Annotated in this window: 15 protein-coding genes; 5 read left to right on the forward strand and 10 right to left on the reverse strand. The window is 42.1% G+C overall.

Annotation, left to right across the window (positions count from 1 at the left end):
* Positions 1-103 precede the first annotated feature (103 nt).
* From FD724_RS14235 to FD724_RS14250, 4 genes are all read right to left on the reverse strand, one after another.
* Complete coding sequence (locus tag FD724_RS14235; RefSeq protein WP_179073070.1) at positions 104-2,965, reverse strand: DUF3769 domain-containing protein; 2,862 nt, start codon at positions 2,963-2,965, stop codon at positions 104-106.
* Between the two features lie 195 nt (positions 2,966-3,160).
* Positions 3,161-3,277 carry a photosystem II reaction center protein I gene (locus FD724_RS14240; protein WP_041566417.1) on the reverse strand — a complete coding sequence of 39 codons (117 nt, stop codon included), beginning with the start codon at positions 3,275-3,277 and terminating at the stop codon, positions 3,161-3,163.
* A gap of 485 nt (positions 3,278-3,762) precedes the next feature.
* The gene (locus tag FD724_RS14245; RefSeq protein ID WP_179073071.1) at positions 3,763-4,464 is read right to left on the reverse strand and encodes a DapH/DapD/GlmU-related protein; all 702 of its coding nucleotides are present in this window, start codon (positions 4,462-4,464) and stop codon (positions 3,763-3,765) included.
* Between the two features lie 650 nt (positions 4,465-5,114).
* Positions 5,115-5,279: a hypothetical protein gene (locus FD724_RS14250; protein WP_159402498.1), complete on the reverse strand. Its 165-nt coding sequence runs from the start codon at positions 5,277-5,279 to the stop codon at positions 5,115-5,117.
* 542 nt (positions 5,280-5,821) lie between these two features.
* On the opposite strand from FD724_RS14250, the gene FD724_RS14255 reads away from it, so the two are divergent.
* Both FD724_RS14255 and glgP read left to right on the forward strand, forming a co-directional pair.
* Positions 5,822-6,145 carry a hypothetical protein gene (locus tag FD724_RS14255; RefSeq protein WP_114083509.1) on the forward strand — a complete coding sequence of 108 codons (324 nt, stop codon included), beginning with the start codon at positions 5,822-5,824 and terminating at the stop codon, positions 6,143-6,145.
* Positions 6,146-6,715: 570 nt separating this feature from the next.
* Entirely contained in the window at positions 6,716-9,280 is a 2,565-nt protein-coding gene (glgP, locus tag FD724_RS14260; RefSeq protein ID WP_179073072.1) for an alpha-glucan family phosphorylase, read from the forward strand.
* Positions 9,281-9,348: 68 nt separating this feature from the next.
* Here the strand turns inward: glgP and FD724_RS14265 are convergent, their stop codons facing one another.
* From FD724_RS14265 to FD724_RS14280, 5 genes are all read right to left on the reverse strand, one after another.
* Positions 9,349-9,612, reverse strand: a complete 264-nt coding sequence (locus FD724_RS14265) for a DUF29 family protein (RefSeq protein WP_256874559.1) — start codon at positions 9,610-9,612, stop codon at positions 9,349-9,351.
* A 40-nt stretch (positions 9,613-9,652) separates the two neighbouring features.
* Complete coding sequence (locus FD724_RS40870) at positions 9,653-10,192, reverse strand: IS630 family transposase (RefSeq protein ID WP_256874344.1); 540 nt, start codon at positions 10,190-10,192, stop codon at positions 9,653-9,655.
* A gap of 37 nt (positions 10,193-10,229) precedes the next feature.
* Positions 10,230-10,610, reverse strand: coding sequence for a transposase (locus tag FD724_RS40875; RefSeq protein WP_256874500.1), 381 nt, complete (start codon positions 10,608-10,610; stop codon positions 10,230-10,232).
* A gap of 12 nt (positions 10,611-10,622) precedes the next feature.
* A complete protein-coding gene (locus FD724_RS14275; RefSeq protein ID WP_256874560.1) occupies positions 10,623-10,847 on the reverse strand; it encodes a DUF29 family protein in 225 nt (74 codons plus the stop codon).
* A gap of 178 nt (positions 10,848-11,025) precedes the next feature.
* The gene (locus FD724_RS14280) at positions 11,026-11,766 is read right to left on the reverse strand and encodes a DUF429 domain-containing protein (protein WP_179075515.1); all 741 of its coding nucleotides are present in this window, start codon (positions 11,764-11,766) and stop codon (positions 11,026-11,028) included.
* A gap of 151 nt (positions 11,767-11,917) precedes the next feature.
* On the opposite strand from FD724_RS14280, the gene FD724_RS14285 reads away from it, so the two are divergent.
* Both FD724_RS14285 and FD724_RS14290 read left to right on the forward strand, forming a co-directional pair.
* A complete protein-coding gene (locus tag FD724_RS14285; protein WP_179073073.1) occupies positions 11,918-13,183 on the forward strand; it encodes a glycosyltransferase family 4 protein in 1,266 nt (421 codons plus the stop codon).
* A gap of 180 nt (positions 13,184-13,363) precedes the next feature.
* Positions 13,364-14,128, forward strand: a complete 765-nt coding sequence (locus tag FD724_RS14290; protein WP_199346372.1) for an ABC transporter ATP-binding protein — start codon at positions 13,364-13,366, stop codon at positions 14,126-14,128.
* A 125-nt stretch (positions 14,129-14,253) separates the two neighbouring features.
* On the opposite strand, the gene FD724_RS14295 is transcribed toward FD724_RS14290, so the two are convergent.
* Positions 14,254-14,784: an orange carotenoid protein N-terminal domain-containing protein gene (locus FD724_RS14295; RefSeq protein WP_012411415.1), complete on the reverse strand. Its 531-nt coding sequence runs from the start codon at positions 14,782-14,784 to the stop codon at positions 14,254-14,256.
* Positions 14,785-15,006: 222 nt separating this feature from the next.
* On the opposite strand from FD724_RS14295, the gene FD724_RS14300 reads away from it, so the two are divergent.
* Entirely contained in the window at positions 15,007-15,381 is a 375-nt protein-coding gene (locus FD724_RS14300) for a hypothetical protein (RefSeq protein ID WP_114083544.1), read from the forward strand.
* The last annotated feature ends 66 nt before the right edge of the window (positions 15,382-15,447 follow it).

Here is a 15,447-nt window from a genome sequence, read left to right on the forward strand (position 1 = left end):
GCACTTTCAACCCGATACGGATTTATTCTTCCACAAACATAAATTTTAACAACTTGATGATGGTTATTCAGAATTCTGAATTCAGAATTCTGAATCCTTCTTATTAATAACTCTGTTGCACACCATTTACTACTGGCTTAACTTCAGAAAATGGATCAGTGCCGCCACCCCAGTTAAAATCACTAATTCGGATGCTAAAGCCGCCTAATTCCAAGACTGGATTGTAACGCAAGGTGATGCCATAGGTGCGACGGCTATATTCTAAAATATAATCAGTACTGGTTTCTCTACCAGTATCCAAGTTAACAGATGTTTGAAAGCCTAAGCGAAAAGGGCCGTAGATTTGCTGTGATATCCCAGCAGTCAAAACTTTGTTATCAACGGAGCGATCGAACAAAAAGGGTGATAATCCGTTATTTAAGCCTTGAGAGAAACTAATATTAAAGGCGGTATAGTCGAAAAAAGGGCGAGAAAAATGACCAACTTGTCCTTGTAAACCAATTCTCGCAGTTAGGGTGCTTTGGTTATCACCATTGCTGTAATAACTCGTAGTGCCAGTAAGCCCACCGATCGCTTGCAAGTAAGGAACTACAGGGTTAGCCGTGTATCGTAATCCCTCAGTGGCAGTGGGCGGTAATGGTTTTCCCTGCCACAGTAACACCCCAGTACTGAGGTCAGCACTAGCTTGGAAACGACCTAGTGAAATGCGATCGTTTTCCCGTATGGGTTCTAGTAAATCTTGGCGATCGGTATTGGCATCGATATACTGAGCGCTTCCCTGATAGGTGAGGTTGATGCCACTTTTTCCTAAAGGAATCACAGGAGAGGTAATAATGCCCCCAAAACTGCTCTGGACAGTTTGAAAGCCGAGAGTACCGTTGTAGAGGCGATCGCGGTAATTATATTGCACATTCAAGAGATGGGGAAGGGAAGTGCCTATTACCTGACGCAATCCCAAATTTATCCGCAAATTATCTTCCACCTTGTCAAAGTCAAAACTGGTTAACTCCCCAGTTCCTTCAATTACTGCTCGTGGACTCAAAACAGAATTTACCTTTGTCTTGACAGCAAACAATGAGCCTAAGTTACCTATACCTTCTTGCACACCTCTCTGTACTAGTAACTGAGGCGTGATTGTCCAGCTTGTCTTCTCTGTATCGATCACTGGAAAGCCACGCTCAATATACAAACCACCCCGCTTATCTCCATCATAGCCGGGAGAAACTATTGCAGGTGTAACGTCCCGCTCCCGGCGGTCAATCGTCTGCTGATTCACCGGAATTGGTAAGGAGATTCTTTGATCCAATACCAAACGCTGTCGCTGTGTTCTAATGCGGTCTACCAAGGGTGTTTCTCGTGTCAGAGTTACTGTATCTGCACGTAACTCTAGTTCTGGAGGCGAAAAAGGATCATTGGTGATACGGACATCCCTTGCTTGCCAGCCTTGCGGATAGAAGTCAATGTGTTCAGCTTCAAATCTGAGCCGATTGACTACACCTCCTGTTTTCGGGCGTGAGAGGTTGCTAGCATCAGTTTGACCCCCGACTGTAAAATCAATTCCTCCAGGGCTGCTTACACCAGAAAGGGGCTGATTAGCTCTAATGCGATCGCTAGGCGGACGTTTTGTTACTCCACCAGCAGTTGCATCTATGGGTGAGAAAGCAAAATCTGTTTGTGCTGAGGGCACATAAATTTCTCCTCTACCATTTAAGAGTTCTCCATTATCTTGAACAAAGTTATAGGTAAAGCGTTGTCCACGCAGTATCTGATCGCCCCTGGTTAAAGTTACGTTGCCTTCCCCCGCAGCAATTAAGTTGTCTAAATTAACTTGCAAGCGATCGGCATCCACCACCGCCCCATCAAATCGCACAACTACATTTCCAACAGCTGTAATAATTCGCCGTTGCTCGTCATACTCTTGCCGATCTGAAGTGACTTCTACAATTCTCGGTTTGGCTGGCGGTTTGCTAGCTGGTGCTTGTGGCTGATTGGTGGTATTTACTGGTGGTGTAGATGTTGGCGCTTGAGTTTGTTGTTGGACTTGGGAACTGAATTCTACAGTGATGGGCGTTGGGAGTTGCTTTGTCGGATTACGAGACTGGAATTTTATAAAATTTTGTACTGATTGAGAACTTGGTGCAAGATCGGCAGCAGATAGAGAGATATTGTCTTTTTGTGAAGACTGTGGCGCAGTAATGTCACTTAGCTGTTTTTGCTGGCCTAACTTCTTAGCTAAAATTTCCGCCTTGGATTCGACTAACTTATTGCTGGTTGTAACCCTAGGGACAACTGGAATAGAAGGCGGAGATTGGGCGACAAGGGGACTTGGAGAAACCCTATAGTTAAATCGTAGAGAGTCCAAAAAGGTTTGTTTTTCTCTACCAATAGAATTGGGATTTAGCGTAGACGCAAAGCGGCTTGTCGTTAGACCTTGCTCACCGAGTTTTTGAGAAGGTTCAAGTTTTGCATTTAGGGAAGGTTCCGCTCCAACTTTTTTTGGCAATGCAGTGGCTTCTGTTTGCATCTCCCGTTTGCGTAACGCCGCTCTTAGGAGAAGCTCTGAGCGGCGGCCTTCGACGCTCGGATGGCCATTAGAGGTTTTAATATCTTGCGTTGGATAACCAACCAACAGCGATCGCCCCAGCGCAGCACTTCCTGAGTCGGTAATGGGGGAAATCTCTGGTGGAAAAGTTTCTGGTGGATGAGGTACAGAGGAAGTTTCGGCAACTACTGAGTCATCCTGAGTTGAGTTGATGGGAGTTGGCAATGGCGAATTACTTTTGGTGTCACCCGCAATCGACAACTCAGGCAAATCCTTAGACTGCTTGGATTTGTCTGTCTTTTCCTTCATTCCAGTTTCTACAACTGAAAGAAACTTTGTATGACTAGCAGATGAGGTGGGATTTACAGGTTGTAAAGATTCGAGGATAGGAGGCGGATTGGGTGGCAGAACTGGATGAAGCATATTTGAGCAAAATCGGGCTAACAAACAGCCAAATGACGGACGGAAGGATAAACATACATTCTGCCTTCCGACTGTCGCCTTCTGCTACCTACAGCAAGCTACCTGGAGGAAGAAACTTACTAAATTTCGCTTAGTAAGTTTCTGTGGCGTTTAGTATTTTCCGCCTTCCAAAGTCGCGGATGATTTATCGCCCTTTTACTCTAAGTCCCGACGGCCGGGGTTACGAGCAGGATCGTTCGACAAAAATCCGAAGATGAAGATAGTTACGAAGAAGGCAACAACAATATAAACAGCGATTTTTAAAGTCAGCATAGAAATATCTCCAACGGGTAAAACAAAGAAAGCTTTTCTTTGAGGATCTGCCATGCAGAAAAGATAGCTACTTTATATTACCCAAATCTCGTCCCTTTTTTAGAGGACTGTGGGGACATGGGACTGGGCACTTAGAGACTAGGGACTAGCAGTACCTACTCTACAGTTATTGAGAATGGTGCAAAATGTCAGTTGTCTGACTTTTAGATGCCCTTAAAAATAACTCAGAAACTGCTTACTCCAGTTTGTGACGTTAACTGACAGCAAAAGTTTCTTCCCAAAGGCAACATATTAAAGGTTATGGGACAATACGGTTCGGATAAGCATTTTTCACTTTCCTTGTGGTCTGAGGAATAGGGTTGCAGGTATTGGGTAAGGGATGTATTCAAAACCTTTCCCCTTTACCCTTTCCCCTTTAACCAAACCGTATTGGGTTATAGGAAATAGTTACCATGCCCCATGCCCCGTTCCCAATTCCCCATGCCCTATTTCTCAGTTTGAACTTTTACTAGGTCTTTACCAATTCGGTTTTTGACTACTCGTGCAGGTATACCTACAGCAACGGAGAAAGGAGGAATATCTTTATTGACAACTGCTCCCGCACCAATAACACTACCTTTGCCAATGGTAACGCCATCTAATACCGTTACTCCATGACCTAGCCAACAGTCATCTTCAATCACAATTCCCTTGCGAGTAACACCTTGGTATTTAATTAGCTCCATCGGATCGGCAAAATTATGATTATTGGCATATATCCCGGAGTGGGCAGCAATCATGCAGTGTTTACCAATTTTAATGTCTCCTGGCCCCTCAATACACACGTTGGGAGCAATGAAGGTGTCTTCATCAATATGTATACACGTATCTTCTAAACACCCTATATCAACGTTACGCTCAATAGCTACTCTATTGCCTAGATGAATTTTATTATTTTTGTGTCCTCTAGCATCCATGCGTACACCCTTGAAAATATAGACTCCACTGCCTATCTCAATACAAGAAGCACCGTTAAATTCAACACCATTTTGAATATAAACTGGGCTGCCTATTTGGGCAAAAATACTCCGATATCCTAAACTACGCAACTTTGGCCCCAAAATAAGTGTAGGAAGATCCCCTAACACAGTAGTTACTACAAGTTCTTGCACACGCTGCAATTTGGAAAAATCTTGCTCGTTAGGCATGGCTACATATCTCTTCAATTAATTGTTGTTGACAGTATTGAAAGTTTTTTGCCTGTATCCTAATCTTCCTCCATACCAAAAAGCTTTGTATTTCTTAATACATTAAACTTAGTTGGCAGTATTACCGAAATTTACCCATATTTTTAGATGATTTTCCAAATTTTGGAAAACCTCCAGTCTGGCTTTAACTAGGTGAGCAATTCTTGAAATTATGTGTGTTAGAATTACCCACTTAATATGCACAACTACCTTGGATCTCACAGAAGCTTTTGTACCAGTCAAGGCATGTAAAAACTTTGCTTCTTTTTCGCCAGAGCAATTAACAAAAAATCTTAGTGCATTGCAGGGTCAAAACCCAGACTATGAAACTATCTGATGGGTAAAATGGTTGGTTTAGATAGGATACTGTTTTGGTTATCTGGCAAATTTGCAAAGCTTGTTACGCAACTAGGGATTGAGTTGTTTGCCTTGAGGCTACTTCCTAATCAGGCGGTTTTAGTCTTTTAAAACAACTCAGTTCCACAAGCTATGTTGCAACAAAAAATACATTTAACTAGACTATATTCAAAAATTTAGATAAAATTTCTGCCTAGCATAACAATGTAATTATTGTTGGGTCTAATTGGGTATTATTGCCCCAAAAAACCCAATTAGGGTGGATTATCCCCTACATCAGCCATCACATTGAAGTTGACCATCGGTGCAAACAAGTAAGCGCTTCCCCGACTGCTATGACGGCTTTCTTGCAACGAATTTCTAGAGTATGCTGCTCCAATCATGTTGCACACAGATGATTTACAGACTAGCAAATTCATGTTTGTAATTACATGAATCGTTTTTAATAACAGTTGCTTTTAACAATAACACATTTTATTTTTAGTGGAACACTCTTAATAAATAAGTTGATTGGTGATGAGAATATTGTAAATTAGCTAACTTTTTTTATGAAGCTATCGCTACTCTTAAATAATTTTATACACTTAGATAAAATTCATCAAGGACGGTAATTTTAAAAATGATCACGGATGTTAATTGTCTTTTAGTCTATATTTCTACCTTTGCTTGTCCAAGTAATTTTATAATTGGGCGTTAAACTCAGAATGATATCTACTATACTGATGACACCCTCTTCGTTCAAAAGCTCAAAATTTTCTTCTTCCTTATTACTTATATCTAAAAATTTGTAAATCACCCATTCGGGTGAGCCAAGCGGGTGATGCGTGCTTGGTGTTACTCATTATAAATTTTATTGTAAAGAAAGCTAAAACTTAGCTGAGTTTCCAGGAGAAGTCCACAAAACAACATCAAATTGACCACATTGAGGTATCGGTTTTAACTCACACACTTGGTTCAAATTATGGCTTTAATTAAAGAAATTGTCCAAGAAGCTCTAAATAGCGGCTATCTGAGTGTTGTAGCCGAAGAACAATTGCGATCGCAACTTCAAAGTAATTATGACTCAGAAGACCTAGATGCCTGGATCATTTTACAGCGAGCTATTGTAGCGGGTGATGTTAAACAAGAGTCGCGCCGAAAAAAAGCTTCTCTTTCTCCTAAAGCCAAGGACGCTTCATCAAGTATCAAACTTGCTTATCAAATGGCAGCGGAGATTGCTTATGCAGCTGCTGTAGCTTTGTCAATGACAAAAAATACCAAAGACCAGCCTTCACTAGGTTCATAAGATAACACGCTAAGAAGTTATTTTCCTGATTTAGTATCCAAAATTTATACCAAGTAGTTTGCGGCGCTTTCCCTAGTTAACTCCTTGGTATTATTTTTACGCATTCCTTTTTTAAGTGATGTCTACATGGGTTATTTTGTATCACATCTTCTCAAACTAATCCTTAACCTAAGAATCATAGCTGCTTATTTCCCAGCACAATTTTATTAAAAAATAATTAAAAATTTAACCTTTGTGGAAATAGCTACGAGGAAATTTCACCCTCGGCCAAGACAGTAGAACTGATCCCCGGAAGGAATACTAAAATAAATATAAATTATTTGTTCAAAACTAGATTTTTTTAAGTGATACATACCACTCAATGATTAAATCTTAATATACCAAGTATATGGCTGAGAGTAACGCATAGAATTAGAAACACCTTGGTGTAAACTTTAGCAACGATGTTAAAAAGAATTCTCAATGCTTAACAAAGTCATCGCTTCTTCACAAACTACAGTATAAAGAATTGGCAACATTGGTAAAGACAGTAAACAATAACCATAACTAAACTTGGAGTTTTGCCAACCTATGCAGCCAATTCGCACATTTAACGTATCCCCTTCACTACCACCGCGACTCGAACCACTGCGGCGGCTAGCATATAACTTGCACTGGGATTGGAACGTTGAGAGCAAAGATTTATTTCGTCGCTTAGACTCTGACTTGTGGGAGTCTAGCCATCATAACCCAGTGTTGATGCTCGGTACTATCTCTCAATCGCGGCTTTTGGAAGTTGTCGAAGATGAAGGCTTTCTCGCGCAAATGGATCGAGCTGACCGTCAGTTAGACGATTATTTGCAAGAACGCACTTGGTATCAAAAACAACGGGAGCAAAAACCAAAAGAATGCTACGCCTATTTTTCGGCGGAATTTGGACTTGTCGATTGTTTACCCGTCTATTCTGGGGGCTTGGGAGTTCTGGCGGGGGATCACCTCAAATCTGCTAGTGACTTGGGGCTACCGCTTGTCGGTGTAGGTTTGCTGTATCAGCAAGGCTACTTTGCCCAGTATCTGAATGCTGATGGCTGGCAGCAAGAACGCTACTTGCTCAATGATTTTTATAATATGCCCTTGCATCTAGAGCGCAATGCCGATGGTTCAGAACTACGGATTGCGGTAGATTATCCTGGACGCAAGGTATACGCTAGAGTTTGGCGCGTACAGGTGGGAACAGTTCCCTTGTATCTGCTAGACACCAATATTGAACCCAACAACACTTACGACCACGACATTACAGATCAGCTGTATGGTGGCGACATCGATATGCGTATCCACCAGGAAATCATGCTGGGGATCGGTGGTGTGCAAATGCTCAAAGCTTTGGGGCTGAAAGTCACCGCTTACCACATGAATGAAGGCCACGCCGCCTTCTCTGCCCTAGAACGCATCCGCTTGCTGATTCAGGAAGAAGGGCTGAGTTATGCCCAAGCTAAACAGGTGGTGGCTTCCAGTAATATCTTTACTACCCACACGCCAGTACCAGCAGGGATTGACTTATTCGCTCCCGACAAAATGCTGCACTACTTGGGGTACTATGCAGAGATATTTGGGTTGCCCAAAGAGCAATTTTTAGGACTGGGGCGCGAGAATACAGGTGATTTATCTGGGCCTTTCAGTATGGCGGTGCTGGCTTTGAAAATGGCAACATTTTCTAACGGTGTCGCACAACTGCACGGGGTAGTGTCGCGGCAAATGTTCCAGGGCTTGTGGCAGAAAGTACCAGTGGAAGAAGTGCCGATCGCAGCAATTACTAATGGTGTCCATGCTCGGAGTTGTGTGGCGAAATCGACTCAAGAATTGTACGATCGCTACCTCGGGCCAAACTGGTCATCAGCACCACCAGATAGCCCATTGTGGGAGCGGATGGACGCTATACCCGATGAAGAATTGTGGCGCAATCACGAACGCTGCCGCTTGGATATGATTTTGTATGTACGGGAGCATTTGGTCAAGCATTTAACCGATCGCGGCGCTTCTGCTTCCGAAATTACCCAAGCCCAAGAAGTTTTAGATCCTTACGCTTTCACCATTGGCTTTGCCCGTCGCTTTGCCACCTACAAACGGGCTACCCTCTGGATGCGCGATCTGGATCGGATTAAGCGGCTTCTGCTAGCTAACAAAGACCGGAAAGTGCAATTTGTGATTGCTGGTAAGGCACATCCCAAGGATATTCCCGGTAAAGAACTCATCCGCGAGATCAATCACTTTATCCGCGAACAACATTTAGAAAAACAGGTAGTATTTGTTCCCAATTACGACATTCACATCTCCCGGTTGATGGTTGCGGGTTGCGATATCTGGTTAAATACACCGCGTCGTCCACGGGAAGCCTCTGGTACTAGCGGGATGAAAGCGGCAATGAATGGATTGCCGAATTTAAGTGTACTAGATGGCTGGTGGGATGAAGCTGATTACGTCCGCACAGGTTGGGCGATTGGACATGGAGAGAACTACGACGATCCTAACTATCAAGATGAAGTAGAAGCAAATGCTCTCTATGAGTTGTTAGAGAAGGATGTTGTACCGTTATTTTACGATCACCGAGATACTGATGGCTTGCCCCGTCCGTGGGTTGCCAAAATGAAGGATGCAATTCGGTTGAATTGTCCTTTCTTTAACACAGCGCGGATGGTAGGAGAGTATGCACAAAGAGCTTATTTCCCGGCTAGCGATCGCTATCATACCCTGACTGTTGATAACTATGCCCCAGCGAAAGAACTAGCTGCTTGGAAAGAAAAACTGGGCGAACACTGGTTCAACATCAGAATCAAAGATGTTGATGTATCGGCAGCTTCAGACATTGAAGTTAACCAAACTGTTGCTGTCAAAGCCAAAGTTGACTTAGCAACCTTGACCAATGATGATGTGCAGGTGGAGTTATATCAAGGTGCGATCGATGCCAATGGTGAGATTGTCAACGCTGTAACAGTGGTTATGGATTACCAAGGTGAGGATTCACAGCAATTGAGCATTTACACGGGTAATATTACTTATACCGCTTCTGGTTTACAGGGCTTGTCTTTGCGTGTATTGCCAAAAAATCCAAATCTGGCTAATGCTTATGAACCAAGGTTGATTGCTTGGGCAGAGTAAGAGTGCTGAGTAGTTATTAAATACTCAAGAATAGGCGTTGCTAATTTAAGTTAGCAACGTCTTTTATATTACAAGCTTTCAGGTAAGTAATTAATATCTAGTAGCTGTTCTAAGGTATAGGTAGAATATTGAGGTAAGTTATCGAGTTTGCCTTCAGTTTTATCAATTACATATCCTAAAGCATCATTATAAATTGATGCTAATTCTTTTTCTAAAAATTGATATAAATTCGTTGTTAACTGACGTTTTAATTGATTCCTAAAATCTCTAATTTCTGCTTTCCAATGTCCAGAATTATATTGAGATTCCTCTGTCCAGTATTGCAGTAGCAAAAGATGTCTAATAATTTGTTCTAATAAACTATAGCGGTTATCAGTCTTCTGAAGTACAGTAGCAGCAGTGAGTAAACCAGCCGAGTAAATTCTCTATCGTCACTTCTGCAAATGCCGCATCTAATGCCTGGAGTAAATCAGGGTATGTCCTTGCACCGATGCGACGGAGAATGTTCTTAATCTTAGACCAACAATTCTCAATCGGTGAAAAATCGGGAGAGTAGGGGGGGAGATAAATCAGGTGAGCACCAGCAGCGATGATCAAAGCTTCAAGTTCATCACTTTTATGGATCGAGCAATTATCCATGAGCACGACTGCGCCAGGCCAAAGCTGAGGTATGAGTTTTTGAGCGATGAAGGCATCAAAGGTCAAGGCATCGATAGAACCTAAACCACTCCATTGGGTGAGCAATCCTTTCAAGCTAATGGCACCAATTACCGAGACATTTTTTCCTTTGCGGTTGGGCTTTTGAGCATAAGCTCGTTTCCCTGGTAAGGCGCGGGCACATTTGCGGATGAAAGACAGATTGACTCCCGATTCATCTAAGAAAATCAGATTTTCGACGGGTATGCCCCTCAAGAGTTTCCAGTACTCAAATCGGGCTAGTTGGACTTCATCACTGCCTTTTTTGGTGGGGTGGAGACTTTTTTTTGAGGTTTAGGTGAAGTTTCCAACGAACCATCCGATTCACCGTGGCTACCCCAATTAAGACCTCTGTTTTCTCGTAAAGTCGTTCCCGCAATTCGCTTAACGTCGCATCGGGCTGTGCTGTGACGAGCTGGCGCAGAATTTCGAGCTGTTCGGCATTCAACTTTGTTGGTGTCTGCTCAATCCGCACCTTGGGGACTATCGTGCCCAATTCTCGATGGCGTTTGAGTAAATTTTGCACAAAACTTAAGGTGACTCCAAAGTTTTTAGCCAGTTTTCGTTGGGAAATGTCACCGCAGGCATAAACATCAACAATTTTCTGGCGCAAGTCGAGAGAGTAAGCTTTCATCGCCACCAATTATCAGTAGAATTGCTCTCTTCTAGTGTACTGAACTAGACTAATAACCGCTATAGCAACCTTGGCTTTGTCTCTACGACCCAAATTTTCTAGCTCCTCAATTAAATTTTCTAAATCTAATTCTTCTAAATGGTTAGCTTTCAAGAGTTTGATTGTTTCCTCTAACCAGAGATGCTCGTCAATTTCATAAAGTTGTTTCAAACTCGAATTAGAACTAACTCCTTGCATAAAAACTCCTTGAGTTAAATCTTACTAGATTGCAAAGATATGAAACCTGATTTTAGCTAAATGACTCGTCAACTGTAGCAGTCTCAATGCTAAAACCTGTTCCTTTCCTTATAACATGGTCATGGAAGAATGAGACGAGATTTTTCCTTGTTGCCCATCCTAAGAAACAAAGCTAATTTTAAACTAATATTCTTTGAGGGATGATAATGTAGCCAGTGGTGCGATCGCCTAATACTAAGTTGCGTTGTTCTCCCCAATACCACCAGTATGCGGCAACATAGGCGCAAATTAAGCTATCTAGTTTATCTTCGGTTGCTTTGAGGGTTGCGCCTGTGGTGGGAATTTCTAGAGGAAACGAACCGCAGAGGCGCAGAGAGCGCAGAGGTGGAGAAAGGGAGGGGAGGATATCGAGAAGATAATTTTGGAGTTTGATTAGTTCTAAGCGGCGCTCAGCGAGTCTTCCTTTTTTGTATTTGAGGATGCGTTCTAAGTTGAATAGGTTAACGATTGCTGGGTGAGGGAAGACTTCTATTTGATATCTGCTAAGTTTTTGCGGTTCAATGGTAGGTGCGTGGGCAAAACCACGTGATTCTAATTCTAAACCAAAGTTGATGGTGCGATCGGCGAAGGGTAGGTTTTGATTAGCTGGGTAGCAGCCTGCATGATATTTGCCAAAGTACTTGTGGCTGAGTTTGTCGGGGAGGCGGCTTCCGGTGGCGTTGGGTATGAGGGTAGGTGCATCTACGGCGATGATGGCTGGTTCGTCTGGTTGGACGCTGCGATCGATCCAGGTGAAGATGTCTGCAATGGCTTCTTTGCGGTCTAAATCGAGTAATTGCAGTTGTTCATCTATCCATTCTAAACAGCATAGTCCACTTGGTTGCGATCGCCAGCCTAAATCAATGCCAATAAATTTCATTGTCATAACATGAATTTGCGATTATTTTCGCATTTTCAGGCTACCATTTACCTAAATTTACTTGCTAAAAATTGTGAGAAATAATCTTATAATCTGAAATAGCTTGTCTTAATTTATTTTATCTGGCAATAAATTAATCAAGATTATTCCAATGAAAATATTATTTTTACATCCCAATTTTCCCTCACAATTTCGCAACCTAGCGACAGTTTTAGGTAAAGATCCTAATTGCAAAGTCGTCTTTGGAACAAATCGTCGTGAAGGGGAAATACCTGGCGTTTTTAAAGCTATTTACACTCCTTCTCGGGAAGCTGCTTCCCAAACTCACCATTACGTTCGCAACCTAGAAAATGCTGTTCTCACCGCGCAGGCTGTCTATCGCGTGTCCGAAAAATTAAAAGCTGAGGGTTTCTTTCCAGATATAGTTTATGGTCATTCTGGTTGGGGCCCGACTTTATTTATGAAAGATGTTTTTCCCAAAGCAGAATTATTGTGTTATTTCGAGTGGTTTTATCACGCTCACGGTTCGGATGCAGATTTTGATCGCAATGAACCATTGAATGCTGATGATGAATGCCGTATCCGCGTGAAAAATGCACCGATTTTGACTGATTTATATAGCTGCGATCGCGGTCTTTCTCCCACTAATTGGCAGCGTCACCAGTTTCCCAAAGAATATCATAGCAAAATCACTGTACTTCATGATGGTATTGATACCAATTATTTTGTCCCCAAGCCAGACGTAAAGTTAATTTTACCAAGAATAAATCTTGACCTTTCCCATGTCGAAGAGTTGGTAACTTATGTGGGACGGGGAATGGAACCTTATAGAGGATTTCCACAGTTTATGGAAACGGTGGCACTAATTCAACAGCGAAGACCTAACTGTCATGTAGTAGTTGTGGGAGAAGATAGGGTGGCTTATGGGAAGAATCTCCCCGATGGTCAAACTTATAAACAGTTAATGCTAGAAAAATTAAAATCATCTTTAGATTTATCGAGGCTGCACTTTACAGATAGACTACCTTACAATGAGTATCTTCAGGTTTTACAAGCTTCTTCTGCTCATATTTATTTAACCCGTCCTTTTGTTTTATCCTGGTCAATGTTAGAAGTAATGGCAGCAGGATGTTTACTAATCGCTTCTAAGACTCCGCCAGTATTGGAGGTCATCCACGATGGGGTGAATGGATTGTTGGTAGATTTCTTTTCTCCCCAGGATATTGCTAATCGGGTTGAAGAGGCGCTGAATCATCCTCAAGAGATGAAAAAAATTCGTGCCAATGCGCGAGAGACAATTTTAAAGCGTTATGATTTAGCCAAACTGTTACCACAGCATTTGCAATGGATGTTTGCTGGTAAAAATTCTGAGAGTTTAAAAAAGCGCTCAGTTTCTAAGGGATTTGGAAGAAATTAGATGAATATTTGGGGTTAAATTCCTCAAAGTTTAATTGGGGTAAACTAAATTGTTTTGAAAGGATATTTACTATTGTAGCGATCGCTAATTCCTTCCCGACAATTTACCTTGTGAGGATGGTTACTATAGTTACAACTGGGAAAAAAGTAACTTACCAGCCCAAGATTACCTATAATCTTTATGACAAACACTATTTCAATTAACGATTCCCTGGTTCCTAATCCTCTACCGAAACCAGCAATCATTCGACTAGAAAACATTTTCAAGATTTATGGTAGTGGCGAAACAGAGGTACGAGCGCTGAATGATGTCAACCTAATTGTGGAACAGGGCGAATATTGTGCAATCATGGGCCCTTCAGGTTCTGGTAAATCCACAGCCATGAATATTATCGGTTGTTTAGACCGTCCGACAACCGGACATTATTACTTAGATAATCTTGATGTAGCCCAAATGGATGATCGCTCATTGGCGCACATCCGTAATAAAAAACTGGGGTTTGTGTTTCAACAATTCCACCTATTGCCCCAACTAACAGCATTAGAAAATGTGATACTGCCAATGCTGTATGCTGGTGTGAATCCAAAAGAAAGAAGCGATCGCGCCACAATTGCATTGACGCGAGTCGGTTTAGCAAATCGCCTCAACAACAAACCAACTCAACTATCTGGGGGGCAACAACAAAGAGTAGCGATCGCACGAGCCATTGTCAATCGTCCTGTAGTACTCCTAGCCGATGAACCCACAGGCGCACTTGATTCGCGCACAACCCAAGAAGTCTTGGATATCTTTAGCGAACTCAATGCCAGTGGAATCACCGTTGTCATGGTGACACATGAGCCAGAAGTTGCCCGTCAAACCCAGCGTATCGTTTGGTTCCGCGATGGTCAAGTGGTACACTCTAACCTCACCCCAAGCGACTTGAGTCAGTTGGCTGTCTCATAAGTTATTAAAGTCCGCTTTCCTTCTCTAAGAGAGGTTGTCCAACGAAACGCTACTCGTAGCTTGGCACAGCGTAGGAGGAAGCGGACTTTGTTAGTGTAGCCGAGACTTCTAGCTGCCAGTCCCGATTACAAACTCGACGTTTTTCCAGTTTCTGCTTGCGTTGCGATCGGCTTAACATCGGTGTAACCCACTTCACCAGCTATTGTCCGAAACACCGAAATTTGCTCGTCAAAATCTAGTTTTTCAATCTGGGAAACCAGATCGTTAATTGCCTTACTTGGCTCGTAGCTACCTGGTAAGTCAACTACTTGATTCCCCATAGCTACCGCCCAAGCATACCAAACTAACAGCTGGTTGTTTTCTTTTATCGCCCCATAAGCACGGGAATATTCTGTATCTTTGCGGTTAACAATATCCCGCATAATATCTAGTTGTTGCTCATCTGATAATTCAAAAAAGTCTCCTAGCAGAAGTGGTGATAATTCTGGTTCAGCAGCAGCAGGAACAGCTGGCGTAATAGAATCACCCATTTTTTTATAAACCAAATAGAACCAAGCTAATTTTGCATCGGTATCTAAATTGTTAAACGCATCCACCAATTTTTGAGTTTCATTGCTCTGAGCTTGAGAAATAGTTTTATCGTAACTTGCAGTCATAATTTTATTTCCAAAGAAATTTTACACGCTAAACTAAGGCTTACCAAAGTTTGAGCATCAGCTTCTACTATCGAGAGAAAGATTTATGTTAATTGCAAATTTCAGCTTTAATCTATCTTTTAATAGACGTAAAGTCTCTCCCCAGGGAGCATGAAAATAGCTAATTACCTTGTTATGCTTTTTCAAGTAAGCAATAAAAAATTTAACTTAAGGATTTTAATTATGCCTGATGAAGTAAAGCCCAATGTTAATGAAGCTCCCACCCATGATGCTCAATTAGCTGCCGAAAACATCGCTAGTGGTGAAGAAAAAGCGCCAAAAGTTGATTTTGATGCTGACTATGCAGCTGCACAACAATTTAGCGTGAGTGAAGTTGATCGTACTGGTGAAGGTGCAGCAGCAGCCGAAGCAGCCACAGCACCTAAATATCAAACCTCTAAGCCAGAAGAGACAAAAATTGAAGCGCAGTCAACTGGTAATCCTGACGATTATGCAGAGTTAGCAAAGGAAGTTGGGAATTCTAGAACTGAAGGTGTGACTAATGTCAGTGATGAACTAGTACAAAAAGCTTTGGAAAAGGGTCAACCGAAAAAGTAATTTTTGCTAATCCAATATTTAGACATCTGGTGAAAAAATGTAGAGACGTAGCATAGCTATGTCTCT

The sequence above is a fragment of the Nostoc sp. C057 genome, from assembly GCF_013393925.1.
Taxonomy (GTDB): domain Bacteria; phylum Cyanobacteriota; class Cyanobacteriia; order Cyanobacteriales; family Nostocaceae; genus Nostoc; species Nostoc muscorum_A.

Coding starts and splice junctions, on each gene's coding strand:
- FD724_RS14240 (WP_041566417.1), bottom strand. CDS start 3,277: ATGCTGACTTTAAAAATCGCTGTTTATATTGTTGTTGCCTTCTTCGTA.
- FD724_RS14295 (WP_012411415.1), bottom strand. CDS start 14,784: ATGACTGCAAGTTACGATAAAACTATTTCTCAAGCTCAGAGCAATGAA.
- glgP (WP_179073072.1), top strand. CDS start 6,716: ATGCAGCCAATTCGCACATTTAACGTATCCCCTTCACTACCACCGCGA.
- FD724_RS14290 (WP_199346372.1), top strand. CDS start 13,364: ATGACAAACACTATTTCAATTAACGATTCCCTGGTTCCTAATCCTCTA.
- FD724_RS14275 (WP_256874560.1), bottom strand. CDS start 10,847: ATGCAAGGAGTTAGTTCTAATTCGAGTTTGAAACAACTTTATGAAATT.
- FD724_RS14255 (WP_114083509.1), top strand. CDS start 5,822: ATGGCTTTAATTAAAGAAATTGTCCAAGAAGCTCTAAATAGCGGCTAT.
- FD724_RS14235 (WP_179073070.1), bottom strand. CDS start 2,965: ATGCTTCATCCAGTTCTGCCACCCAATCCGCCTCCTATCCTCGAATCT.
- FD724_RS14280 (WP_179075515.1), bottom strand. CDS start 11,766: ATGAAATTTATTGGCATTGATTTAGGCTGGCGATCGCAACCAAGTGGA.
- FD724_RS14250 (WP_159402498.1), bottom strand. CDS start 5,279: ATGAATTTGCTAGTCTGTAAATCATCTGTGTGCAACATGATTGGAGCA.
- FD724_RS14245 (WP_179073071.1), bottom strand. CDS start 4,464: ATGCCTAACGAGCAAGATTTTTCCAAATTGCAGCGTGTGCAAGAACTT.
- FD724_RS14300 (WP_114083544.1), top strand. CDS start 15,007: ATGCCTGATGAAGTAAAGCCCAATGTTAATGAAGCTCCCACCCATGAT.
- FD724_RS40875 (WP_256874500.1), bottom strand. CDS start 10,610: ATGAAAGCTTACTCTCTCGACTTGCGCCAGAAAATTGTTGATGTTTAT.
- FD724_RS14285 (WP_179073073.1), top strand. CDS start 11,918: ATGAAAATATTATTTTTACATCCCAATTTTCCCTCACAATTTCGCAAC.